We start from the raw sequence: 24060 nt of genomic DNA on the forward strand, positions 1-24060 counted from the left end.
CAGGGGGGTCTGGGGGCGCAGCCCCAGGAACGGGACGGGAAGGGGCGGAGGGGGCGAAACCCGCTTTGACCGAGCACCGGTGCCGGTTGCTGGGTGCCGACGCCGAGCACCGGTGCTGGGTGCCAAGGTCATCCAGTGCCGGGCACCGGATGCATGCCCCGCATCGGATGCAGGCCCCGCACCGCGCACCCGTCAAAGCCGCCCGATATCCCCCCGCGGCATTTTCGGCACGCGCCGAGCCGGCGCCCGCCCCGACAACAGAATCAGCCGAGCCGCCCGATGCCGCTGCCCCGCGTACGGCGCGAGCAGCGACAGCATCACGGAGTCGTCCGCGTCCCGGTCCCCCGCCAGGGCGTACCCCACGATGCCGGGCAGGTGGAGATCCCCCACCGTCACGGAATCCGTCGCCCCGTGACTGCGCTGCACCACCTCCGCGGACGTCCACGGCCCCACCCCGGACACCAGCTCCAGCCGGGCCTGAGCCCGCACGGGGTCGAACGACACCGCCTCCTCGAGCCGCGCGGCAACCCGCACGGCCCGCAGGATGGTCGAGGCCCGCTTGTTGTCCACCCCGGCCCGATGCCACTCCCAGGAGGGAATCAACGCCCAGGTCCGCGCCGCGGGCATGACACACATCCGCTCCGGCGCGGGCCCCGGCGCCGGCTCCCCGTACTTCCGTACGAGCAACCGCCAGGCCCGGTACGCCTCATCCGTGGTGACCTTCTGCTCCAGCACGGACGGAATCAGCGACTCCAGCACCAGCCCGGTACGCGTGAGCCGCAGCCCCGGCCGCCGATGCCGGGTGACCGCGACCAGCCGGTGCCGCGGCTCGAAGGCCTCCGGGTCGTCCAGGGCCCCGAGCAGCTCCGGGAGCCGGTCGAGCAGCCACTCGCCGCCCGCTCCCCACGCCTCGCCGTGAACCACTCCGCCCCGCGCCGCGACCCGCAGAGTCCCGGGCCCGGCGGGCGTCCGGCAGGCCCGCCACACGGACCCGTCCGGCGTCGTACGGAAGGTGGGGTCGTGCGGCCCGCGCCGCAGCGGCCCGAGCACGAGCCCGAGGTCGAGAGGCCAGGGCGGTGTCCACGTACGCGTCCGCCCCGGTGCGACCGCGGGCCGCGGCACACCCCCGGGCACCACGACATGCCCGCCGCGCACAGTCGTACGCGTCGGCCGAGGAGCGAATCGTCCAGCCACGAATGAGGTCCTAGGGATGCTCGGGATGCCTTACGAGACTAGTGCCGTGACAGGCAACGTTCGCCCCGGACGGACCGGTCGCCGCACCCCGGTCCGGTCACCGCACCTCGATGAACGCGCCGGCGTCCCGCTCGGGCCGGGCCCTGGGCTCCTCCGCCGCATGCCCCACGGCCACGGCACCCATCGGGTCCCATCCCTCCGGCAGCCCCAGCACCTCCCGTACGACATCCCGGCAGAACATCGTCGACGAAACCCACGCGGAACCGAGCCGTTCCCCGGCCAGCGCGACCAGGAAGTTCTGTACGCCCGCGCCGGCGGCGACCACGAACATCTCGCGCTCGGCACCGTCCCGCCGTACATCGCCGTACGTGTGCGACCCGTCCATCACCAGACACGGCACGACGAGATACGGCGCCCTGCGCAGCACATCCCCCCGCCGGACCCGCTTGGCGATGGACTCCTCGGACTTCCGGTCGTTCCGCAGATCCGCGATCCACGCGTCGCGCATGGCGTCGAGCAGCCGGGTCCGGGAGTCCTCGGACTCCAGGAGGACGAATCGCCACGGGGTGGTGTGGTGCGGCGCGGGTGCCGTGACGGCCGCGGCCACGGCCCGTCGTACGGCACCGGGGTCGACGGGCTCGTCGGTGAAGGCCCGTACCGTACGCCGCTGGGTCACCGCCTCCCGTACGGCCTCCGACGTGCCGAGCCGGAACATGTCGTCGCGCCCGCCCCGCACCATGGCCCGGGCCCCTTCGCCGTCGTCCTCGGACACCACATGGGCCAGCCCGCGCACGACGGCGACGGGCAGCCCGGCGGACTTGCCCTTGACCAGGTCACCGGCGGCGGCCAGCTCGTCGGCCGTGGCGACGACGGTCGCGCTCAGCGGATTGCCGTACGCGTCCGCGCCGCCGCGCAGATCGTCGAGGACCCGTACGCCCGCCGCCCCGATGGCGACGTCCGTGAGCCCGGTGCGCCAGGGCCGGCCGAAGGTGTCGGTGATCACGACACCGACGTCCACGCCGAGCGCGTCCCGCAGTCCGTCCCGGATCGTCCGCGCGGAGGCGTCGGGGTCCTCGGGGAGCAACAGCACGGTCCCGGCGGGGGTGTTGGAGGCGTCGACTCCGGCGGCGGCCATCACGAGCCCCTGCCGGTTCTCGACGATCCGCAGTGCTCCGCGGCGTGCCACGACCCGGACGGTCTCGGCGTCGATGGCTGCCTCGCGGTCGACGGCCCGGACGATCCGTCCCTCCGCCTTGGACACGATCTTGGAGGTGACCAGGAGCACGTCACCGTCGGCGAGCCCCGGCTCGGCCGAAGCGACGAGCTTGGCGAGGTCATCGCCCTCGCGGACCTCGGGAAGACCGGCAGGCGCCCAGACCCGATAGCCGCCGGACCAGCCGTCGGAGGTCCGCGTACCGTCGCCGTCCGCGAAACCCCGCTCCGGAGGAAGCCCCGTGCTCAAGACGCCCGCACCTCCGCCGCCAGCGTCAGCGCCTCACGCGCCATCTGTGCCGTCGCGTCGAGGTCGGACATCATCAGCGGTACGGCCCGGCAGCGGATCCCGGCGCTCTCCACCCGTTCCACGACGGACACGTCCACCGTGTCGACGAGCCAGCCGTCGAGGAGACCCGAGCCGTAGTGCTCGGCGACCGCGGCGGCCGTGGACTCGACGCCCACCGCGGCCAGCACCTTGTCGGCCATGCCGCGCACGGGCGCGTCCCCGACGATGGGGGAGAGGCCGACCACCGGAACGCCCGCGTCGGCGATCGCCTCCCGGATGCCGGGCACGGCGAGGATCGTGCCGATGGAGACGACGGGGTTGGACGGCGGGAAGAGGATGACGTCCGCCTCGGCGATGGCCTCGAGCACCCCGGGCGCGGGCTTGGCCTGATCGGCGCCGACCGGCACGACGGCCTCGGCCGGCACGGAGGCCCGCAGCCGCACCCAGTACTCCTGGAAGTGGACGGCCTTGCGCTCGCCGTCGACCTCGACGGCGACATGGGTCTCGATACGGTCGTCGGACATGGGGATGAGGCGGACGCCCGGCTGCCACCGGTCGCACAGCGCCTCGGTGACGGCACTGAGCGGGAAGCCCGCCCCGAGCATCTGCGTCCGCACGATGTGCGTCGCGAAGTCCCGGTCGCCGAGCCCGAACCACTCGGGCCCGACCCCGTACGCCGCGAGCTCCTCCTTGAGATGGAAGGTCTCGTCGGCCCGGCCCCAGCCCTGTTCCTCGTTGATACCGCCGCCGAGCGTGTACATCACCGTGTCGAGGTCGGGACAGACCTTCAGCCCGAAGAGGTGAATGTCGTCCCCGGTGTTGCCGATGACCGTGATGTCCGCGTCCGGCGCGGCCCGCTGAAGACCACGCAGGAACCGGGCACCACCGATGCCGCCTGCCAGAACCACAATGCGCATGGGAATCAGTCTCGCAGGCGGGTACGACAACGCGGCAGGCGGTTACGAGACCTCAGCCGTACGAGACCTCAGCCGTACGAGACCTCAGCCGTACGAGGCTTCGGCCCTACGAGACCTTGTCCGCGGCGACCCTGTCCGTGGATACCTCGGCGAGCGCGCAGCGCGCCGCGTGCATCGGCATCTCGGTCAGGCCCGGGTAGTACACGTGCAGGCTCACGGCCGGCTCCAGGGAGTCGTTGACGACCTCGTGGACGTATCCGGGCGCGAACACCCGCTGCGCACCACTGCCGAGCGCGCGCGTGCCGCGCTCCGTGCGCTCGGTCAGCGCGCCGTCCAGGACGGTCAGCACGCCGGAGGAGCTCCCGTGGTCGTGCAGACCGCTGCCCTGGCCGGGCACCCAGGAGAGCAGCCACACCTCGTAGCCGGGTCCGGTGCTCAGCCGGTGGTACCAGCGCGAGGTGGCGTCGTACTGCACGAGGTGCGCCCACCGGGAGCGGTCGGCGGCGATGGAACGGGCCAGGCCGACGAACTCGGCCACGGTGGACGGGTGTTCGCGCGGCGGCTGAAGCAGGTGCGTTACTTCGAGGATGTCGCCGGCGATCTGGAGGTCGCTGTCGCTGTTCATGGGGTGCGGTGGTTCCTCGGCGGGAGAGTGCTGGGGTGTCGCGGACCATTTCCGCCCGGGTCACGGGCGGGAGTGCTGCCCGGGTGCGGGCGGGGGTGCCGCTCCTTCACGGAGCGCCGGCCGGAGCGCGGTACGGCTCAACAGCTGGGACAGCAACAACAGCTACAGCGAGTGCGGACAGCACCGTGGGACCCGGCGGTGCGGGTCGAGGTGAGCGCCGAGTTCGCGAGCATGCCCACAAGCACATCGGTTCACACCTCGACTGTCAACTTCATGCCCGCCATGTGGGAGATGTTTCACCACATCCGGTTCACCTGCGAGGCGAAAGGTTTGTTCAGGAGGCTCCCCGGACACATGGCGCACAACCGGGCGCACAAACCTCACAGCGAACCCGTGATCCGAATGTGATCAGGTTCGCTTCGATGTTCGCGTCGGAACGAGATCGAACTCCTGGCCGTCCTTCCCCGTGGAGGGAACCAGGAGCTGGCCTGGGTACCTTGGGCTGTCAGGGTTTATGCCGATTTGAACACTTTCCGCATTGCCTTGGTTCCGCAGAGTGAATAAGGGGCCCAATAGCAGATCTCGGCTTGACTGGCCCGGATCGGCACACTTGTAATTTCACTCGTGTCGTTCAGCCGAAATCGGTGACGGCAGCATCACGGGGACGCGAAAGACGGACGAGGGGCGCACATGACCGAGCTGGTGCAGCAACTGCTGGTCGACGACGCGGACGAGGAACTCGGCTGGCAGGAGCGCGCGCTGTGCGCCCAGACCGACCCCGAGTCCTTTTTCCCCGAGAAGGGCGGCTCCACCCGCGAGGCCAAGAAGGTCTGCCTCGCCTGCGAGGTCCGCTCCGAGTGCCTCGAGTACGCGCTCGCCAACGACGAACGGTTCGGCATCTGGGGCGGTCTGTCCGAGCGCGAACGACGACGTCTGAAGAAGGCTGCCGTTTAAGCGTGAACGACGTCGTCTTAAGAAGGCCTTCGTCCGGCCAGAAGGCACACACCCCTACGTACCGATACGTAACGAACGGCCCGTCGCAGGTGGGTTATCCACAGGCGGCGGGCCGCTGTGTTGCCCAGCCGTTAGTGTGGGCCTCCGTCCGAGACGTCCCACTGCTCCCCGCGGGCACAGGCGTCCACCGCAGTCCAGCGAACCGGGGCCCGTACCTCGATGTCCGTGCACAGCCAAACGGCAGGCCAACACGACGCTGCCACTCCTGAGTTCCCGCGCCACGTGGTGACCGCGGTGCTCGTCTCCCATGACGGCGCCCGCTGGCTGCCCGAGGCGCTCGCCGGGCTGCTCGGCCAGGAGCGTCCCGTGCAGAACGCGGTGGCGGCAGACACCGGCAGCGCGGACGACTCCGCCGAGCTGCTCACCGAGGCGCTCGGCGCCGACCGCGTGGTGCACCTCGCCCGGCGCACCGGCTTCGGCCAGGCCGTCGAGGAGGCCACCCGCACCGCGGGTGTGCTCACTCCGGACGACCTGCCGTACCTGAAGCGGCCCAGCGGCTGGGACCCCGTCACCCGCACCTGGCGCGACGACACGTACGACTTGCCGGAGCTCCCGCACGGCGAGCCCGAGCAGTGGCTCTGGCTGCTGCACGACGACTGCGCCCCCGAGCCCGACGCCCTGTCCCAGCTGCTGCGGGTCGTGGAGAACGAGGCGGAGCTCGGCAAGGAAGTCGCCGTGATCGGCCCCAAGCTCCGCGGCTGGTACGACCGCCGGGCGCTCCTGGAGGTCGGCGTCACCATCGCCAACTCCGGCCGCCGCTGGACCGGCCTGGACCGCCGTGAGCAGGACCAGGGCCAGCACGACCACGTACACCCGGTGCTGTCCGTCTCCACCGCCGGAATGCTGATCCGGCGCGATGTCTTCGAGGAACTCGGCGGCTTCGACCGCCGGCTGCCCCTGATGCGTGACGACGTCGACCTGTGCTGGCGGGCCCAGTCCGCGGGGCACAACGTCCTCGTCGCCCCCGAAGCGGTCGTCCGGCACGCCGAGGCCGCCTCCCGCGAGCGCCGCACCGTCGACTGCGTGGGCCGCACCTCCGCCTCCCCGCACAAGGTCGACAAGGCGGGCGCCGCCTACACCCTCCTTGTCAACGCCCGCACGGCGAAGCTGCCCTGGATCCTGTTCCGGCTGATCCTCGGCACCCTGCTGCGCACGGTCGCGTACCTCGTCGGCAAGGTCCCCGGACAGGCCGTCGACGAGATCCGCGGGCTCCTGGGGACGCTGCTGCGCCCTGAGCGCATCCTCGCGGGCCGCCGCGCCCGCGGCCGCCCGCGGATCGACAAGGACGAGCTGCGCCCGCTGTTCCCGCCGTCGGGCGCGACCGTGCGGGCCACCGTCGAGCAGGCCGCGGGCAGCCTCATGGGCCGCTCCGACGCCGAGGCCGCCTCCGGCGCCGGACGGCACGGCGGCGCGGTCGAGTCCGGGCCCGGCGGAGACGACGCCGACTTCCTCGAGGTCGAGCAGTTCGGCCGGGTCAAGCGTGTCGCGCGCAAGCCCGGACCCGTGCTCTTCGTCGCGCTGCTCTTCGTCTCGCTCATCGCGTGCCGCGCGCTGCTCAACAGCGGCGCGCTCGCGGGCGGCGCGCTGCTGCCCGCGCCCGGCGACTCCTCCGAGCTCTGGTCGCGCTATGTCGACGGCTGGCACGCGGTGGGCGCGGGCGGCACCCAGACCGCGCCGCCGTACCTGGCGATCCTCGCGATGCTGTCCTCCCTGCTCCTCGGCTCCACCGGACTCGCGGTCACCCTGCTCCTGGTGGCCTCCGTGCCGCTGGCCGGCTTCACCGCCTACTTCGCCTCGCGGCCACTGGTCGAGTCGCGCCTGCTGCGCGCCTGGGCGTCCGTTGTGTACGCCTTCCTGCCCGCCGCCACGGGCGCGCTCGCGGGCGGCCGCATCGGCACCAGCGTCCTCGCGATCCTGCTGCCGCTCCTCGCGCGCACCGGCATCGCCGCGAGCGGCCTGATGAACTCCTCCGGAACCCGCGGCAGCTGGCGCGCCACCTGGGCGTTCGCCCTGCTGCTGACGTTCACCACCGCCTTCACGCCGATCGTGTGGCCCATCGCGCTGGTTCTCGGAATCGCACTCCTCGTAGTGCGCAGAAACGAGCTCACCGCCTACGGACCGCGTTTCCTGGCCCAGCTCGGCAGCCCACTGCTGGTCCTCGCCCCCTGGTCACTGACGCTCCTCCCGTTCGGCTTCTTCAAGGAAGCCGGCCTGGAGTACGGCTCCGGCGCGGCCTCCGCACTCGACCTGCTCGGCGCCAGCCCCGGCGGCCCCGGGACCGTCAGCGGGCTGATGCTGATCGGCATCGTCCTGGCCGCGCTGGCCGCCCTGCTGCGCACCCAGCGCCAGGCGGGGATCTGGACGGCCTGGGCGGTCGCCCTGGTCGCGCTCGTCTTCGCCGTGCTGTCCAACAGCTCGGCCTGGGCCGGCCCCGCGACCCTCGTCTACGGCCTCGCGCTGCTCGCCGCCGCCGCTCTCGGCGCCGACGGGGCACGCTCGCGCGTGGCCGAGCAGAGCTTCGGCTGGCGCCAGCCGGTGGCGGTGCTCATCGCGTTCACCGCCGCCGCGGGCCCTCTGCTCGTCGCGGCCGGCTGGATGATCGGCGGCGCCGACGGCCCCCTGGAGCGGCGCGACCCGGTTCAGGTGCCCGCGTTCGTCGCCGAGGAGAGCGGCACCCGCGACCAGGCCCGCACCCTCGTCCTCGACAGCAGGTCGACCGCCAAGGTCGGCTACACCCTGGTCCGCGGCTCCGGCGCCCGCCTCGGCGACGCCGAACTCGCGGCCGCGGACGGCGAGAACGAGAAGCTGGCCAAGGTCGTCGCCAACCTCGTGGCGGGCTCCGGCGCCGACCAGGCCGACGAGCTCGGCGGTTTCGCCGTGCGCTACGTCCTGGTCCACAAGGGCGCGCCCCGTGAGATGACCAGTGTCCTGGACGCCACGCCCGGCCTGACGCGGCTCAGCCAGCAGGACGACAGCGCCCTGTGGCGTGTGGACCGGCAGGTCTCGCGCGCCGCCATCGTCCCCGCGTCCGGCGACCCGCAGTCCATCGCCGCCGGGCCCGTCGAGCTGCACACCACCATCCCCGCGGGCAAGGACGGCCGGGTCCTGCGCCTGGCCGACACGGCCGACGAGGGCTGGACGGCGACCCTGGACGGCAAGCCGCTCACCCGCACCACGGTCGACGGCTGGGCACAGGGCTTCGAACTGCCCTCCGGTGGCGGCAAGCTGGACGTCGCCTTCGAGGCCCCCCTGAGCCACACCGCCTGGCTGTGGGCACAGGGTGCCCTCGCCACCGTCCTCGTGGTGATGGCCCTGCCCGGCCGCCGCCGGGACGTCGACGACGACCTCCCCGAGGAGGAGGACGCCCCCGCCCAGGAAGTCACCGGCGACGGCCGCCGTGCCCGCCGGCTGCGCGCCCAGGCGGAGTCCGAGCAGTCCGCCCAGGACGACGACGGCCTCCCTCCCCAGGAGGAGGAGATCCCGCTGGAGCCGGCCGCGGTCCCGCAGCAGCAGGCGTACGGCGAGTGGGACACCCCGAGCTACGCGTCCGCGGAGTACGGCACCTACGGCGCCGATCAGTACCAGGGCCAGCAGCAGTACCAGGCCGGCACCTACGAACAGCCCTACGAGGCGGACCCCTACCAGAGCGGCCAGTACGATCCGTACGCGTACGGGGGCACGGCGCCGTACGACCAGACGTACAACCAGGGCTACGACGCGAACGGCCGGCCCTACGACCCCGCCTACGACCCGTCGGCGCAGCCCCCGATGCCCCCGCAGCCGCCGCACGGCTCCGACAGTGAGCGCCCCGACGGGAGCCAGCAGTGAACCGCACCACCCTGTCCCTGATCGCCGGCACGACCGCGCTGGCCGCCGTCACCGGCTTCGCCGTGCTCAACGCGCCGGACGCGTCTGGCGACGGCACCGCGAAGACGGCCGCACTGCTGCCCGTCGAGCGCACCAGCCTGCTCTGCCCGCAGCCCAGCACCTCCGACCTCGCCGAGACGGCCTACACGTCCTTCACCCCGGTGTCCGAGGACACGAGCGACAGCGGCAAGGCCGAACTGCGGGTAGCGACCGAGGAGTCGGCGGACGGCGGCGGCAAGGCCAAGAAGCCCCTTCTGCAACTGAAGGAGCCCGGCAAGCCGGCCACCGACGACAGCTCGGGCGCCGAGGCGCCCGCACTGGTCGGCACCGCCGAGGGCAGGTTCGCCCCGGGCTGGACCGTCCAGGAGACCACGCAGGTCGCCGCGGGCACCGGCCGTGGGCTGCTCGGCACCAACTGCACCGCTCCGGACACCGAGTTCTGGTTCCCGGGTGCCAGCACCGCCGACGACCGCACCGACTACGTGCACCTGACCAACCCCGACGACTCCGCCGCCGTCGTCGACGTCGAGCTGTACGGCAAGGACGGCACCCTCAAGTCCACGCTGGGAGAGGGCATCACGGTCCAGCCGCACTCCAGCGACGCGGTCCTCCTGAACACGCTGACGGGCGACGCGCAGGAGAACCTCACCGTGCACGTGACCGTCCGCAGCGGTCGCCTCGGAGCCGCCGTACAGGCCCTGGACGACAAGATCGGCGGCGACTGGCTGACCGCCTCCACCGACCCCGCGGGCAGCCTGGTCCTGCCCGGAATCCCGAAGGACGCCACATCGGTGCGCCTGGTCGCCTTCGTGCCCGGGGACACCGACGCCGACCTGAAGGTGCGCCTCGCCTCCCCCTCGGGCCTGATCACCCCCGCGGGCAACGAGACCCTGCACGTGAAGTCCGGGATGACCGCCGCCACCGACCTCGGCGAGCTGACGCGCGGCGAAGCGGGCTCCCTGGTGCTCACGCCCACCGGCACGTCGGTGCCGGTCGTCGCCGCCCTCCAGGTCGTCCGCGGCAAGGGCGACAAGCAGGAGACCGCGTTCATCCCCGCCACCAGCCCGGTCGGCGCGCGCGCGACGGTCGCCGACAACACCTCCAAGGCCTCCACCCTCGCCCTGACCGCCCCCGGCAAGGCCGCCGAGGTCAAGGTCACCGCTTCCGCGGGCAGTGAGGGCGGTGAGGCGGTCACGAAGACGTTCACCATCAAGGGCGGGACGACGGAGAACATCGAGGCGCCCGTCCCCGGCGGCCTCAAGGGGACGTACGCGCTGACCGTCGAGCCGGTCTCCGGAGGCGCCGTCTACTCCTCCCGAATGCTCACGGCCGACGAGAACGGCATTTCGGGCTTCACCATCCAGGCCCTCCCCGACGACCACGGGACGGTGGCGGTGCCGGACGCCGAGCAGGATCTCTCGGTGCTCCAGAAGTAGGGCCCGTCCGGTACGGGGTGTCAGTCCTCGCCGTAGCGCGGATCCACCGTCTCGGGGGTGAGCCCCAGCAACTCCGCGACCTGTTCCACGACCACCTCGTGCACCAGGGCGGCGCGCTCGTCGCGGCTCTTGGTGCGGATCTCGACGGGGCGGCGGTAGACGACCACGCGCGCGGGGCGGCCCTCGTGGGCGGGGATCGTGCCGCCCAGGGGCACCGCCTCGTCGCTCCAGCCGTCTCCGGAGCCGTCCAGGCGGGGTACCTCGAGAACGACGAAGTCGATGTCGGCGAGCTGCGGCCAGCGCCGCTCCAGCCGCTCCACGGAGTCCTGCACCAGGTCCGCGAACACCTCGGCGCGGCTCGCGGAGAGCGGCACCTGGGGCGGCGCGACGGGGCCGCGCATGCCCCTGCCATGGCGGTCACGACGGCGGGGCCCTGGTGCGGCGGCACGGGGAGGTACGGGGTTGTCCATCACTGACGAAGAGTAGTCCTCGTCAGGGGCGTGCGCCCGACCTCCACGCGGTGTACCGGAAGCGGTGTGGGATCTTGCTCCGTGGACGGCCGGGATCTCGGTCCGTGACATTCCGGATGTCAACCGAGCCGCCGCGGAGTCGCGCGGTGACCACTCCGCATGTCACTGGATGACCATTCCGGCCAAGGTTGGGCTCGATTCCGTATCCCTCCCGGACCGCTCCTCGCATGGCAATTGACATGGTTTGCGCCAAGTGCTGACCGATTACAGGTCTGTTCGGCATCACTCCCCGTGATGTCGCCCCAGGTCAGGGCCGGGTGGGCGGAGATCCGCGTGGGCGTTCTCACAGCACGACACGGTGGGGTGACCTGCGAGAGAGTCGTCGCGGCCCGCTCAGGAGTGCGGTACCGTCCAACGTCGTGAGCCCTGTACGTCGCTGTTCGCGCACCGCTTGCGGCCGCCCCGCCGTCGCGACGCTGACGTACGTCTACGCCGACTCGACCGCGGTCCTCGGCCCGCTCGCCACCTACGCCGAACCCCACTGCTACGACCTGTGCGCCGAGCACTCCGAGCGCCTCACCGCGCCGCGCGGCTGGGAGGTCGTCCGGCTCGCGGACTCCTCCGGTCCCTCCCGTCCCACCGGTGACGACCTGGAAGCGCTTGCCAACGCGGTACGCGAGGCGGCCCGTCCGCAGCGGCGCGCGGCGGGGGCCGGTGGCGGCGCACGCTCCGCGGACCCGATGGAGGTCGCGCGCCGCGGTCATCTCCGGGTGCTGCGCTCGCCGGACTCCTGAGCCGGCCTCTCCCGCCCGGCCCGGCTTAACCTCCTTCCTCCGGCGGGCACTTCACCTCGGTGTGCGTTCCGTGCACGTTTCACTCAGCGGTGCGGAGGTCTTGACGCGCACCTGCCACGGACACGACCATGCCTCCGCCCGTGAGAAACCGCCTTCCGCATCGCGGAATCCGAGGAGGCGTACGTGTACGTCCAGGAACTGGAACCCGTGGCCGGCTCACTCGGCCTGTCCGCCCTCGTCGCGACCCTGCCCCTCGTCCTCGTCCTGATCCTGCTCGGCGGCGTCCGCATGAAGGCGCATCTGGCCGGGCTGATCGGCCTGACGGCCGCCGCGCTGGTCGCCTGGCTCGCATACGGCATGCCGGTCGGCCAGACGCTCTCCAGCGCCGCCCAGGGGGCCGTCTTCGGCCTCTTCCCCATCCTGTGGATCGTCGTCAACGCCCTGTGGGTGTACCGGATGACGGTCCGTACCCGGCACTTCGACATCCTCCGCCGCTCCTTCGGACGGCTGTCCGACGATCCGCGCATCCAGGCGCTGGTGGTCGCCTTCTGCTTCGGCGCCCTCCTGGAAGCCCTCGCGGGATTCGGCGCGCCCGTCGCGATCTGCTCGGTGATGCTCGTCGCGCTCGGCTTCGACCCGGTGCGCGCCGCGATGGTCGCGCTGGTCGCCAACACCGCTCCGGTCGCCTTCGGCGCGATGGGCACCCCGGTCGTCACCCTCGCGCAAGTCACCGATCTGCCACTGGACTCCGTCGCCTCCGTGGTGGGCCGCCAGACGCCGCTGCTGGCCCTGGTCGTACCGCTCGTCCTCGTCTTCCTGGTCGACGGGCGGCGTGGGCTGCGCGAGACCTGGGTGCCCGCCCTGGTGTGCGGAACCGCCTTCGCCGTCGCCCAGTTCACCGCCTCCAACTACATCTCCCCGCAACTCGCCGACATCGCCGCCGCCTTGGCGGGCGCGGGCGCCCTCGTCGCCGTACCGCACGCGCGCAGGCCGGCCGCCGAGCCCGTACGGGTGGCGGTCCTGACCGGCGTACGCAGCGAGGACCTGGACGAGGAGGACCCGCGGCGCGAAGTCGTGCGCGCCTACGCCCCGTACGCGCTGATCGTGGTCGTCTTCTCCATCGCCCAGATCCCCGCCGTGAAGGACTGGCTGGCCGGAGCGACACGCGTCTTCGACTGGCCCTTCCTGAACGTGGTCAACCCGGACGGCGAACCGGTCGGCGGCAATGTCTTCACGCTGCCCCTGGTGTCGACCGGAGGCACGCTCGTGCTGCTCGCCGGACTGTGCACGGCCGTCGTACTCGGGGTGCACGCGCGCGTGGCGGTCAAGGAATGGGCCGCGACGGTGCACGAGTTGAGGTTCGCGATCCTCACCGTGACGTCCGTGCTGGCGCTCGCCTACGTCATGAACCTCTCCGGACAGGCGGCCACGATCGGCCACTTCGTGGCGGCGGCCGGCGCCGGACTCGCCTTCCTGTCACCGGTCCTGGGCTGGTTCGGCGTCGCTGTCTCCGGGTCCGACACCTCGGCCAACGCCCTCTTCGGCGCCCTCCAGGTGAGCGCGGCCAGGGAGTCGGGACTCTCTCCCGAACTGCTCGCCGCGGGCAACAGCTCGGGCGGCGTCCTCGGCAAGATGATCTCGCCGCAGAACCTGACCATCGCCTGCGCGGCGGTCGGACTCGCCGGCCGTGAGGGCGACCTGCTGCGCAAGGTGCTGCCGTGGAGCATCGGACTGCTGCTGATCATGTGCCTGATCGTGGCCGGGCAGAGTTCACCGGTCCTGGGATGGATGCTGCCCTGACGGAGCGCGGGACGTCGTCTGCCGTCGCGAGGCTCCGCGTTACTCCCCGATGACGGATTCGTCCGGGCAGATGGCGAAAGGAGCCCTCCATGTGACGGATGAGCGTCCGATGAGCCGGGGCACAGCGGACTGTCGGTCCGGACAGGTAGCTTGTGGCGACCGAAGTGGACTTCTGAAGGGTTGGCCGTGACTGCTGATCTGTCGCAGCTCGTGAAGGCGTACGACGTACGCGGAGTGGTCCCGGACCAGTGGGACGAGCCGCTTGCCGAGCTGTTCGGTGCGGCCTTCGTCCAGGTGACCGGCGCGACCGCGATCGTGACCGGGCACGACATGCGGCCCTCCTCGCCCGGTCTGTCGCGCGCCTTCGCGCGCGGTGCGGCGGCGCGCGGGGTCGACGTCACCGAGATCGGGCTGTGTTCGACGGACCAGCTCTACTACGCGTCGGGCGCGTTCGACCTGCCGGGCGCCATGTTCACGGCCTCGCACAACCCCGCCCAGTACAACGGCATCAAGATGTGCCGGGCGGGCGCGTCCCCGGTCGGACAGGACACCGGCCTCTCCGAGATCCGCCAACTCGTCGAGTCCTGGCTCGACTCGGGCGCCCCGGACCCCTCGGACGTCACACCGGGAACGATCACGCAGCGTGACACGTTGGAGGATTACGCGGCGTACCTCCGCGGTCTTGTCGACCTGACCTCCATCCGCCCCCTGAAGGTCGTGGTCGACGCGGGCAACGGCATGGGCGGGCACACGGTCCCGACCGTCTTCGACGGACTGCCCCTTGACCTGGTCCCGATGTACTTCGAACTGGACGGCACGTTCCCGAACCACGAGGCGAACCCCCTCGACCCGGCGAACATCGTCGACCTCCAGAAGCGCGTCCGTGAGGAGGGCGCCGACCTCGGCATCGCCTTCGACGGCGACGCCGACCGCTGCTTCGTCGTCGACGAACAGGGCGACCCGGTCTCACCCTCCGCGATCACGGCCCTGGTGGCCGCCCGCGAGCTCGCCAAGCACCCCGGCGGCACCGTCATCCACAACCTCATCACCTCCTGGTCGGTGCCCGAGGTCGTACGGGAGCACGGCGGCGTCCCGGTCCGCACCCGGGTCGGCCACTCCTTCATCAAGGCCGAGATGGCCAGGTCCGGCGCCATCTTCGGCGGCGAGCACTCCGCGCACTACTACTTCCGCGACTTCTGGAACGCGGACACGGGCATGCTCGCCGCCCTCCACGTCCTCGCCGCGCTCGGCGGCCAGGACACCCCGCTCTCCCCGCTCGTCGCCGAGTACGACCGCTACACCGGGTCCGGCGAGATCAACTCCACGGTCGACGACCAGCAGGCCCGTCTCGCAGCGATCAGGGCCGCCTACGGGAGCCGCGAGGACGTCACCCTCGACGAACTCGACGGCCTCACGATCACCACCGACGACTGGTGGTTCAACGTCCGCCCCTCCAACACCGAGCCACTGCTGCGCCTCAACGCGGAGGCACGCGACGAGGCGACGATGGCGAAGGTGCGGGACGAGGTCCTGGAGATCATCAGGGCCTGAGATCCTTCGGCCCGTCCGGCGATTGAGGGGGTCTGGGGGCGCAGCCCCCAGGAACGGGACGGGAAGGGGCGGAGGGGGCGAAAAACCGGAAACCCCCACCCCCACCCGGTCGGCGCCGCACACCTGTCGACCAGGCCCAGCGCGCCCTCCACAGCCAGCGCCGCGCCCCCGCTCACAGCGGTACCCTGACCAGGCCGCATCCACCTGTTCGGAAGGACACCCCATGCCGCTCGAAGCCGGCCTCCTGGAGATCCTCGCCTGCCCGGCCTGCCACGCCCCGCTCAAGGAGCAGGAGAGCGAGCTGGTCTGCACGAGCGACGCCTGCGGCCTCGCGTACCCCGTCCGGGACGGCATCCCCGTACTGCTGGTCGACGAAGCCCGCCGCCCCGCGTAACGACTGGCGATCGGAGGCTGCCGCCCATGCTCGACGAATCGCTGCTCGACAATCCCGAGGCACTGGCCCGGGCGGACCGCCGCGGCCTCCTCAGGGGCGCCGCCGAAGCGGGCGCCCACGTGCGCACCGCCGCCCGGCACGCCACCGAGGCCGGCATCCCGGAGCTCAAGCCGGACGGCCGCCCGCGCGCCGTCCTGATCGCGGGCCCGGGCACCGCCGCCACCTGCGTCGCCGACCTGATCGGCACCCTCGCCGGCGCGGGCTGCCCCGTCACCAGGCTGAGCCCCACCGGCGTGGCCGCCGACGCGGGCGCCCTGCGCTGGGAGCTCCCCGGCTGGGCGGGCCCTCTGGACCTGCTCCTGATCGCCACCCCCGACGGCTACGAGCCAGGGCTCTCACTCCTGGTCGACGCGGCCTACCGGCGCGGCTGCACCGTGGCCGCCGTGGCCCCGGCCCACTCCCCGCTGCCCGAGTCGGTGGACGGCGCGCACGGCCTGTTCGTACCGCTGGCCGTCACCCCGTACGAGCGCGAGGAGCCCGCCGCCGCGTCCGCGCCCGGTGCCCTGTGGGCGCTGCTCACCCCGCTGCTCGCGCTCCTGGACCGCACCGGCCTGCTCACGGCGCCCCCCGAGGCGATCCAGAAGGTCGCCGACCGCCTCGACCGCGTCGCCGAGCGCTGCGGCCCCGCGATCGCGACGTACAGCAACCCCGCCAAGACCCTCGCCTCCGAACTCGCCGAGGCGCTCCCGGTGATCTGGACGGAGGGCACGTCCGCGGGCCCGGCGGGCCGCCGCTTCGCCGCCGCCCTCGCCGAACTGGCCGGACGACCCGCGCTCACCGCCGAGTTGCCGGAGGCGCTCGCCGAGCACACCGCGCTGCTGGCCGGCGCGCTGGCCGCCGGCGCCGACCCCGACGACTTCTTCCGCGACCGCGTCTCGGAGCAACAGGCCATCCACGCGCGCGTGGTGCTCCTCCGCGACCGCCCGGCAGGCGGCCTCACCGCCGCCCCGGCCGCCCGCGAAGTCGCCCTCGGCCACGACACCGCGATCAGCGAACTCGAACCCGAGGAGGGCGGCGAGCTGGAGACCCTCGCCGAACTGATCGCCATCACGGATTTCGCCGCCGTTTACCTGGCGCTCGCTTCAAGAGCCTGATCTTGACGCACCCGGGGCAGACCGCACCGGACACCTCGCGTGGTCACAGCGCCCGCTGAGCAGCGTACGTACGGAGAGAACGACACACTATGGACCGCCTCGACAACACCATCCGCCCCTACGCCTGGGGTTCGGCCACCGCCATCCCGCGGCTGCTCGGCGTGGAACCGACCGGCGAACCGCAGGCGGAGATGTGGATGGGCGCCCACCCTGGCGCACCCTCGCGCACCGAACGCGGTCCGCTCACCGAGGTAATCGACGAGGACCCCGAGAAGGAACTCGGCCGCGCGGCCGTCGCCAGGTTCGGCCCCCGCCTGCCGTTCCTGCTCAAGATCCTTGCCGCGGGCGCCCCCCTCTCCCTCCAGGTGCACCCCAACCTCGAACAGGCGAGAGAGGGTTACGAGGACGAGGAGCAGCGCGGCATCCCGGTCGACGCCCCGCACCGCAACTACAAGGACGCCAACCACAAGCCCGAACTGATCTGCGCCCTCACGGAGTTCGACGGCCTGTGCGGCTTCCGGGCCCCCGACGAGACCGCCGAACTGCTCGCCGGCCTGGACGTCGACTCCCTCAAGCCGTACGTCGACCTGCTGCGCGCCCACCCCGAAGAGGCCGCCCTGCGCGAGGTCCTCACCGCGCTGCTGACCGCCGACCGCGCCGACATGGCCCGTACGGTCACCGAGACGGCAACGGCCTGCGCCCGCCTCGGCGGCTCCTACGCCCCGTACGCCGACCTCGCCCACCACTACCCCGGCGACCCCGGCGTCATCGCCGCCATGCTCCTCAACCACGTCCAACTCCAGCCCGGCGAAGCCCTGTTCCTCGGCGCCGGCGTCCCGCACGCCTACCTGAACGGCCTGGGCGTCGAAATCATGGCCAACAGCGACAACGTCCTGCGTTGCGGCCTGACCCCCAAGCACGTCGACGTCCCCGAACTCCTGCGCGTCGTCCGCTTCGAGGCGAGCGACCCCGGCGTACTGCGCCCGGAGGCGGCCCCCGACGGCGAGGAGGTCTACGCGACCCCCATCGACGAGTTCCGCCTCTCCCGCCACGTCCTGCCCCAGGACGCGCCTCCGCGCGACCTCACCGCCGAGACGCCGCAGATCCTGCTGTGCACGGCGGGCTCGGTACGAGCCGACGGCAATACTCTCGGCCCCGGCCGGTCCGTCTTCGTACCGGCAGGTGAAAAGGTCGAAGTGTCTGGCCCTGGCACGATTTTCCGGGCGACAGTAGTGGCGTGATGTGACCACTGCGGCGGTCTGACGCGCCGTTGTCGGGGCAGGCTGCAACAATGGCCCACTGGCAAAAGGCAGGCAAAGACCTGGACGGCGTACGAAGGGATCCCTCGAGCACATGAGCGCGTCAGGCGGCACCAAGGCGATTGTGGCGGCACTTGCCGCCAACCTCGCGATCGCGGTAGCGAAGTTCGTGGCGTTCCTCTTCAGCGGGTCGTCGTCGATGCTCGCCGAGTCCGTGCACTCGCTCGCCGACTCCGGCAACCAGGGACTGCTCCTGCTCGGCGGCAAGAAGGCCAAGCGCGAGGCGACCCCGGAGCACCCCTTCGGCTACGGCCGCGAGCGCTACATCTACGCCTTCCTCGTCTCCATCGTCCTCTTCTCGGTCGGTGGCATGTTCGCGATCTACGAGGGCTACGAGAAGATCAAGCACCCGCACGAGATCGAGCACTGGTACTGGCCGGTGGGCGTCCTCGTCTTCGCGATCATCGCGGAGTCCTTCTCCTTCCGGACGGCCATCAAGGAGTCCAACCCCCAGCGCGGCCAGAAGTCCTGGAAGGAGTTCGTCCGCCACGCCAAGGCGCCCGAGCTGCCGGTCGTGCTCCTGGAGGACCTCGGCGCGCTGGTGGGCCTGGTCCTGGCGCTCGGCGGCGTGGGCCTCGCCCTGGCCACCGGCGACGGCGTCTGGGACGGCATCGGCACGCTCTGCATCGGCATCCTGCTCATCGTGATCGCCCTGGTCCTCGCCGTGGAGACCAAGTCCCTCCTCCTGGGCGAGTCCGCGGGCATCGAAGACGTCAGGAAGATCGAGGCCGCCATCGTCGACGGTCACACGGTCACCGGCATCATCCACATGCGCACACTCCACCTCGGCCCTGAGGAACTCCTGGTCGCCGCCAAGATCGCCGTCCAGCACGACGACACGGCCACCGAAGTCGCCACCGCGATCAACGCCGCGGAGTCCCGCATCCGGGAGGCGGTCCCGATCGCCCGCGTCATCTACCTCGAGCCCGACATCTACAACGCGGCGGACGCGGCGAAGGGGCCCGACGCGCAAGCGTCCCCGGGCGGCCCGCCGCACCCGGCCGAGCACTGATCTCCCCTTGTCCTTCACTGGGGCCCGCCTGGAGTCCGGACGGACTCTTTGCGCCAGATCTGCCGGACCCGTCAGACGTGCGGGACGCGTCTGACCTGCACGGAACGACGACGGCCCGGAGAGACCGTGCCCTTCCCTCCCGGATACGGACTGGGGAGGGCCGGGCTCACCCGTGTAGCTTGGTGGTAGAGCCAGACGTCGCTGCTGATGGCGGTCGGGCGGTCCCTTCGCGGACCGGCCGAGGGAGAGAGGGCCTCCGACGGACTGTGTTGCGCGCACCGGGCACATCTGTGCCCAGCGGAGCACGTGTGCCCCGACGCCGCGTAGACCAGCCGTACGACCTCGCCCCAATCCCGATTCCGAGGAGCAGCACCACATGACGACTGTCGACCAGCAGCAGGACTTCAAGGTCGCCGACCTCTCCCTGGCCGTGTTCGGCCGCAAGGAGATCACCCTCGCCGAGCACGAGATGCCCGGCCTGATGTCGATCCGCAAGGAGTACGCCGCGACGCAGCCCCTCGCGGGTGCCCGCGTCACCGGCTCCCTGCACATGACCGTGCAGACCGCCGTCCTCATCGAGACCCTGGTCGCCCTCGGCGCCGAGGTCCGCTGGGCGTCCTGCAACATCTTCTCCACCCAGGACCACGCCGCCGCCGCCATCGCGGTCGGCCCGAACGGCACGCCCGAGAACCCCCAGGGCGTCCCGGTCTTCGCCTGGAAGGGCGAGACCCTGGAGGAGTACTGGTGGTGCACGGAGCAGGCCCTGACCTGGCCGAACACCCCCACCGGCGGCCCGAACATGATCCTGGACGACGGCGGTGACGCCACCATGCTCGTCCACAACGGCGTCCAGTACGAGAAGGACGGCAAGGTTCCCTCCGCCGACACCGCCGAGTCCGACGAGCACCGCGTCGTCCTCGAGCTCCTCACCCGCACCATCACCGAGGGCTCGCAGAAGTGGACCCAGCTCGCCTCGGAGATCCGCGGCGTGACCGAGGAGACCACGACCGGTGTCCACCGTCTCTACGAGATGCACCGCGACGGCACCCTCCTGTTCCCGGCGATCAACGTCAACGACGCCGTCACCAAGTCGAAGTTCGACAACAAGTACGGCTGCCGCCACTCCCTGATCGACGGCATCAACCGCGCCACCGACGTCCTCATCGGCGGCAAGACCGCGGTCGTCTTCGGCTACGGCGACGTGGGCAAGGGCTGCGCGGAGTCCCTGCGCGGACAGGGCGCCCGCGTGATCATCACCGAGATCGACCCGATCTGCGCGCTCCAGGCGGCGATGGACGGCTTCCAGGTCACCACGCTGGACGAGGTCGTCGACAAGGCCGACATCTTCGTCACCACGACGGGCAACAAGGACATCATCATGGCCAGCGACATGGCCAAGATGAAGCACCAGGCGATCGTCGGCAACATCGGCCACTTCGACAACGAGATCGACATGGCCGGCCTGGCGCAGATCGACGGCATCGTCAAGGACGAGGTCAAGCCGCAGGTCCACACCTGGACGTTCCCCGACGGCAAGGTCCTCATCGTGCTCTCCGAGGGCCGCCTGCTGAACCTGGGCAACGCCACCGGTCACCCCTCGTTCGTGATGTCCAACTCGTTCGCGGACCAGACGCTGGCCCAGATCGAGCTGTTCACCAAGCCCGAGGAGTACCCGACCGACGTGTACGTGCTGCCCAAGCACCTGGACGAGAAGGTCGCCCGCCTCCACCTCGACGCGCTCGGCGTGAAGCTGACGACGCTCCGTCCGGAGCAGGCCTCGTACCTCGGCATCAAGGTCGAGGGCCCGTACAAGTCGGACCACTACCGCTACTGAGCCCGCCGCCGAGCAGCGGTACCACCGCTCGGCTCACGGATGTCAGCAGGCCCTCGCCGTCTCGGCGGGGGCCTGTCCCCGATGAGGACCTGAAGCCCCATGCCCCGCGGCCGCTATTCGCTCCATGACCCGCACGATCACACCCCCCTCGCCGAAGAACACTTCCACTGCGCGCCCGGCCCCTCCGGCTGGCGCTACGTCTCCCAACTCACCACCCCCTCCGGCGACCACGCCGGCTCCGTCGACCTCGCCATCGACGACCTCGGCCGCCCCATCCGTCTCGAACTGAACGCCGCGAGCTGGCAGGTCCGCGGCGCCGCGCTCGACGGCGTCACCTGGGTCCGCACCGACCCCGCCGGCACACAGGCCACCGAAGGCAACGTCCGCGCCCACGCCTTCACCGGCCTGTCTCCCGCGTTCCTCGTAGCCACCGCCCGTCTCCTCCGCCTCGCCCCCTCCGCCTCCGCGACCCGCGTACGCCTCGTCGCCTTCACCGACCCCGTCCTCGCCCCCCGCACCCTCGACCAGTCCTGGGCCTTGGTCTCGAGAGAATCACACGCCACTGACAATGGCCCCCTGACCGTGGACGAATACCAGGTCACAGCCCTGGACACCGGCGAGCAGCACGCCGTACACATCGCGGGAGACGTGGTGCTGGCGGCACCCGGCATCGAACTGGAACACCTCGAGTCGCCCCCGTCCGCCCTCACCTGACGAGGTGCCGACACCGCCCGGCGCCGACAGCGGTGCCGGACTAGGCGGGCGGCGCGAATCCGGTCGAGGGACGGTCGACCTGGTCGGGCCGCGGCGCTGGCTGCGGTTGCGGGACGGGCTGCGGTGCCACGCCCTGCGGCGGCTGTGCCGCCCGAGGCTGCGTGGCTCCCGGAGGGCCTGCGGGATAGGGGTGGGCGCCCGGTTGCACGGGAGCGGGTCCGACCGCGCCCGGCATCGCGAACACCGGTCCATCCGGAACACCGTGCGTGGCCACGGCCGCTCCACCGCCGAAGGACCGCCGGGCCTCCCGCGTCTGCCGCTCCTGCACCACGGCCGCCAGAAACACGGCCGGCGGGATTCCGGGGGGCGCCGGGGCTCCCGTCCGAGCCGCCAGGTCGGTGGCGAGCCGCTCCGCCATCGCCCCGCCGATCCGCGGATCCAACTGCTGCATCCGCGTCAGGTACTGCCGGATGGCCAGCCACAAGCCGTCCGGAACCGCGGACAGATCAAGCCCGGAGAACCGCCCCATGAGCCAGGGCGGCGGCGGAGGCACGAAAGGCGTACGACCGGCCGGAACCCTTTCCCGTACGACGAGGGTTCCCGCGAACACGTCACCCAGCCGCCGCCCGCGCGCCGACACCAACGAGGCGATGCACGCGATGATCCCGAACGTCATCAGCAGCTCGACCACACCGACGGCACCGCGAACCAGCGCGTGCCGGAACCGGATCGGGCCGCCGTCGTCGCGCACCACCCGCAGCCCGCACGCCAGTTTCCCGAGCGAACGACCGTGGCTGAGGGTCTCCACCGCGATCGGCCCGCCGACCAGTACCAGCAGGAAGCACGCGATCGAAAGGGCGACCTGCGCGGCTTCGTCCAGCGAAGCCGTCGCAGTCACCAGGCCGATGGTCACGACGACATAGACGGTCACCAACACGACCAGATCCAGCAGGACGGCCAGCGTCCGGCTCGGCAGTTTCGCGGGGCGCAACTCCAGCGCCACCGCCTCGCCCGTCACTAGCTCACTCACGCGTGCCGTCCTTCCCCTGACCTGCCTCGAGAACGGCCAGTCTGCCAAGCTGAGGGCACATCGCGCCGCAGTACGACAAGCTGACACTTACGACGAGCAGCCGAGGAGCAGCCAACCAGATGGACCTCGACGTCTTTGTGTCCGCCCACCGAGCCGAGTGGGACCGGCTCGACGCGCTGATCCGCCGCCAACGCCGCCTCACCGGGGCCGAGGCGGACGAACTCGTCGTTCTGTACCAACGCACGGCCACCCACCTCTCCCTGATCCAGTCGAGCGCCCCCGACCCCCAGCTGACGGGCCGCCTCAGCCAACTCGTGGCACGCGCGCGTGGTGCCGTGACAGGCACTCGCCGAGCCTCCTGGCGCGATGTCACCCGGTTCTTGTCGCACGGTTTCCCGGCCGCGGTCTACCGTTCGCGCCACTGGTGGGTTCCCACCGCTCTCCTGTCCACCGTGATCGCGGCCCTCCTGGGATGGTGGATCGGTACGCACCCCGAGGTCCAGTCGTCGATCGCGGCGCCCGGCCAACTGCGCGAGCTCACTCGCCCCGGTGGCCAGTACGAGACCTACTACTCCAGCCATCCGGCCACGTCCTTCGCGGCCCAGGTGTGGACGAACAACGCCCAGGCCGCCGCGATGTGCCTGGTCCTGGGTGTCTTCCTTGGCCTCCCCGTCATCTGGATCCTCTTCCAGAACATGCTCAACCTGGGTATCGGCATAGGGCTGATGTCCTCGGCCGGCCGCCTGGACACCTTCCTCGGACTGATCCTTCCGCACGGTCTCCTGGAGCTGACGGCCGTCTTCGTCGCCGCGGGCACCGGCCTGCGGCTGGGCTGGACTCTGATCGACCCTGGTCCTCGCCCCCGCCGCACCGCACTCGCCGAAGAGGGCAGAGCCGCCCTCGGCATGGCAATAGGCCTGGCCCTGATCCTCTTCGTCTCAGGCGCCATCGAAGGCTTCGTCACGCCTTCGGGGCTCCCCACCTGGGCCCGAATCAGTATCGGGATCGCCGCTGAACTGGCCTTCCTCGCGTACGTCTATGTACTCGGCGGTCGTGCCGCACGAGCCGGCGAAACCGGTGACGTCGACGAGGCCGAGCGCAGTGCCACCCTCCCGACGGCTGCCTGATGTGCGTCCGCCCTTGCTGACCTGCTAGTCTCCTCTTCGCCCCAAAGGAACCGTTGACACGGAGACAGCGGGGAGGTAGATTAGAACAGTTGCCTAGAACCGGATACGTCCGGTGGCGGCGGTCAGGGTCTGCCTGCTTCTGGAAACATCGATTTCCGAGAGGCCCCTCCCGATGATTCAGAAATGGATGCCGGTCAGTCCGGCCCACAACCTCTGATAAAGTCGGAACCGCCGGAAAGGGAAACGCGAAAGCGGAATCCTGGAAAGGCGCCGAGGAAATCGGGTCGGAAACGGTCTGATAGAGTCG

At 71.3% G+C, this 24060-nt stretch carries 19 protein-coding genes; 13 read left to right on the forward strand and 6 right to left on the reverse strand.

Annotation, left to right across the window (positions count from 1 at the left end):
* Positions 1 to 192: 192 nt before the first annotated feature.
* From ACIBLC_RS35130 to ACIBLC_RS35145, 4 genes are all read right to left on the reverse strand, one after another.
* Complete coding sequence (locus ACIBLC_RS35130) at positions 193 to 1194, reverse strand: DNA-3-methyladenine glycosylase family protein (RefSeq protein WP_399215447.1); 1002 nt, start codon at positions 1192 to 1194, stop codon at positions 193 to 195.
* A 97-nt stretch (positions 1195 to 1291) separates the two neighbouring features.
* Complete coding sequence (locus ACIBLC_RS35135; protein WP_399215448.1) at positions 1292 to 2656, reverse strand: coenzyme F420-0:L-glutamate ligase; 1365 nt, start codon at positions 2654 to 2656, stop codon at positions 1292 to 1294.
* Positions 2653 to 3612, reverse strand: a complete 960-nt coding sequence (gene cofD, locus ACIBLC_RS35140) for a 2-phospho-L-lactate transferase (RefSeq protein WP_399215450.1) — start codon at positions 3610 to 3612, stop codon at positions 2653 to 2655. The genes ACIBLC_RS35135 and cofD overlap by 4 nt, the downstream gene beginning before the upstream one ends.
* A 106-nt stretch (positions 3613 to 3718) precedes the next feature.
* Positions 3719 to 4237: a cysteine dioxygenase gene (locus tag ACIBLC_RS35145; RefSeq protein ID WP_399215451.1), complete on the reverse strand. Its 519-nt coding sequence runs from the start codon at positions 4235 to 4237 to the stop codon at positions 3719 to 3721.
* A gap of 690 nt (positions 4238 to 4927) precedes the next feature.
* On the opposite strand from ACIBLC_RS35145, the gene ACIBLC_RS35150 reads away from it, so the two are divergent.
* From ACIBLC_RS35150 to ACIBLC_RS35160, 3 genes are all read left to right on the forward strand, one after another.
* Positions 4928 to 5191 (forward strand): WhiB family transcriptional regulator, encoded by a 264-nt coding sequence (locus ACIBLC_RS35150; protein WP_003975777.1) that lies wholly within the window; start codon positions 4928 to 4930, stop codon positions 5189 to 5191.
* A gap of 219 nt (positions 5192 to 5410) precedes the next feature.
* Positions 5411 to 9079, forward strand: a complete 3669-nt coding sequence (locus ACIBLC_RS35155) for a glycosyltransferase (protein WP_399215452.1) — start codon at positions 5411 to 5413, stop codon at positions 9077 to 9079.
* Positions 9076 to 10554, forward strand: a complete 1479-nt coding sequence (locus ACIBLC_RS35160) for a DUF5719 family protein (protein ID WP_399215453.1) — start codon at positions 9076 to 9078, stop codon at positions 10552 to 10554. The genes ACIBLC_RS35155 and ACIBLC_RS35160 overlap by 4 nt, the downstream gene beginning before the upstream one ends.
* A gap of 20 nt (positions 10555 to 10574) precedes the next feature.
* On the opposite strand, the gene ACIBLC_RS35165 is transcribed toward ACIBLC_RS35160, so the two are convergent.
* Positions 10575 to 11024: a metallopeptidase family protein gene (locus ACIBLC_RS35165; RefSeq protein WP_399215475.1), complete on the reverse strand. Its 450-nt coding sequence runs from the start codon at positions 11022 to 11024 to the stop codon at positions 10575 to 10577.
* Between the two features lie 368 nt (positions 11025 to 11392).
* Here ACIBLC_RS35165 and ACIBLC_RS35170 point away from each other — a divergent pair, with 368 nt between their 5' ends.
* From ACIBLC_RS35170 to ACIBLC_RS35210, 9 genes are all read left to right on the forward strand, one after another.
* The gene (locus ACIBLC_RS35170; RefSeq protein WP_399215476.1) at positions 11393 to 11818 is read left to right on the forward strand and encodes a DUF3499 domain-containing protein; all 426 of its coding nucleotides are present in this window, start codon (positions 11393 to 11395) and stop codon (positions 11816 to 11818) included.
* A 183-nt stretch (positions 11819 to 12001) separates the two neighbouring features.
* Entirely contained in the window at positions 12002 to 13618 is a 1617-nt protein-coding gene (locus ACIBLC_RS35175) for an L-lactate permease (RefSeq protein ID WP_399215454.1), read from the forward strand.
* A gap of 186 nt (positions 13619 to 13804) precedes the next feature.
* Complete coding sequence (locus ACIBLC_RS35180; RefSeq protein WP_399215455.1) at positions 13805 to 15169, forward strand: phosphomannomutase/phosphoglucomutase; 1365 nt, start codon at positions 13805 to 13807, stop codon at positions 15167 to 15169.
* Between the two features lie 223 nt (positions 15170 to 15392).
* Positions 15393 to 15563 (forward strand): Trm112 family protein, encoded by a 171-nt coding sequence (locus tag ACIBLC_RS35185; protein WP_399215456.1) that lies wholly within the window; start codon positions 15393 to 15395, stop codon positions 15561 to 15563.
* 26 nt (positions 15564 to 15589) lie between these two features.
* Positions 15590 to 16717, forward strand: a complete 1128-nt coding sequence (locus ACIBLC_RS35190; RefSeq protein WP_399215457.1) for an SIS domain-containing protein — start codon at positions 15590 to 15592, stop codon at positions 16715 to 16717.
* An 89-nt stretch (positions 16718 to 16806) separates the two neighbouring features.
* Positions 16807 to 17958, forward strand: coding sequence for a mannose-6-phosphate isomerase, class I (manA, locus tag ACIBLC_RS35195; protein ID WP_399215458.1), 1152 nt, complete (start codon positions 16807 to 16809; stop codon positions 17956 to 17958).
* A gap of 112 nt (positions 17959 to 18070) precedes the next feature.
* Positions 18071 to 19048, forward strand: coding sequence for a cation diffusion facilitator family transporter (locus ACIBLC_RS35200; RefSeq protein WP_399215459.1), 978 nt, complete (start codon positions 18071 to 18073; stop codon positions 19046 to 19048).
* A gap of 376 nt (positions 19049 to 19424) precedes the next feature.
* The gene (gene ahcY / locus ACIBLC_RS35205; protein WP_399215460.1) at positions 19425 to 20882 is read left to right on the forward strand and encodes an adenosylhomocysteinase; all 1458 of its coding nucleotides are present in this window, start codon (positions 19425 to 19427) and stop codon (positions 20880 to 20882) included.
* Positions 20883 to 20981: 99 nt separating this feature from the next.
* A complete protein-coding gene (locus ACIBLC_RS35210; RefSeq protein ID WP_399215461.1) occupies positions 20982 to 21596 on the forward strand; it encodes a hypothetical protein in 615 nt (204 codons plus the stop codon).
* A 40-nt stretch (positions 21597 to 21636) separates the two neighbouring features.
* Here the strand turns inward: ACIBLC_RS35210 and ACIBLC_RS35215 are convergent, their stop codons facing one another.
* Complete coding sequence (locus tag ACIBLC_RS35215; protein ID WP_399215462.1) at positions 21637 to 22626, reverse strand: RDD family protein; 990 nt, start codon at positions 22624 to 22626, stop codon at positions 21637 to 21639.
* A 119-nt stretch (positions 22627 to 22745) separates the two neighbouring features.
* On the opposite strand from ACIBLC_RS35215, the gene ACIBLC_RS35220 reads away from it, so the two are divergent.
* Positions 22746 to 23753 (forward strand): stage II sporulation protein M, encoded by a 1008-nt coding sequence (locus ACIBLC_RS35220; protein WP_399215463.1) that lies wholly within the window; start codon positions 22746 to 22748, stop codon positions 23751 to 23753.
* Positions 23754 to 24060: the final 307 nt, after the last annotated feature.

Source organism: Streptomyces sp. NPDC050535, assembly GCF_044457665.1.
Classification (GTDB): Bacteria; Actinomycetota; Actinomycetes; order Streptomycetales; family Streptomycetaceae; genus Streptomyces.

Excerpts from the sequence above, each read along its gene's own strand:
- cofD (WP_399215450.1), bottom strand. The coding sequence starts at position 3,612 with ATGCGCATTGTGGTTCTGGCAGGCGGCATCGGTGGTGCCCGGTTCCTG.
- ACIBLC_RS35145 (WP_399215451.1), bottom strand. The coding sequence starts at position 4,237 with ATGAACAGCGACAGCGACCTCCAGATCGCCGGCGACATCCTCGAAGTA.
- ACIBLC_RS35150 (WP_003975777.1), top strand. The coding sequence starts at position 4,928 with ATGACCGAGCTGGTGCAGCAACTGCTGGTCGACGACGCGGACGAGGAA.
- ACIBLC_RS35155 (WP_399215452.1), top strand. The coding sequence starts at position 5,411 with ATGTCCGTGCACAGCCAAACGGCAGGCCAACACGACGCTGCCACTCCT.
- ACIBLC_RS35165 (WP_399215475.1), bottom strand. The coding sequence starts at position 11,024 with ATGGACAACCCCGTACCTCCCCGTGCCGCCGCACCAGGGCCCCGCCGT.
- ACIBLC_RS35185 (WP_399215456.1), top strand. The coding sequence starts at position 15,393 with ATGCCGCTCGAAGCCGGCCTCCTGGAGATCCTCGCCTGCCCGGCCTGC.
- ACIBLC_RS35190 (WP_399215457.1), top strand. The coding sequence starts at position 15,590 with ATGCTCGACGAATCGCTGCTCGACAATCCCGAGGCACTGGCCCGGGCG.
- manA (WP_399215458.1), top strand. The coding sequence starts at position 16,807 with ATGGACCGCCTCGACAACACCATCCGCCCCTACGCCTGGGGTTCGGCC.
- ACIBLC_RS35200 (WP_399215459.1), top strand. The coding sequence starts at position 18,071 with ATGAGCGCGTCAGGCGGCACCAAGGCGATTGTGGCGGCACTTGCCGCC.
- ahcY (WP_399215460.1), top strand. The coding sequence starts at position 19,425 with ATGACGACTGTCGACCAGCAGCAGGACTTCAAGGTCGCCGACCTCTCC.
- ACIBLC_RS35210 (WP_399215461.1), top strand. The coding sequence starts at position 20,982 with ATGCCCCGCGGCCGCTATTCGCTCCATGACCCGCACGATCACACCCCC.
- ACIBLC_RS35220 (WP_399215463.1), top strand. The coding sequence starts at position 22,746 with ATGGACCTCGACGTCTTTGTGTCCGCCCACCGAGCCGAGTGGGACCGG.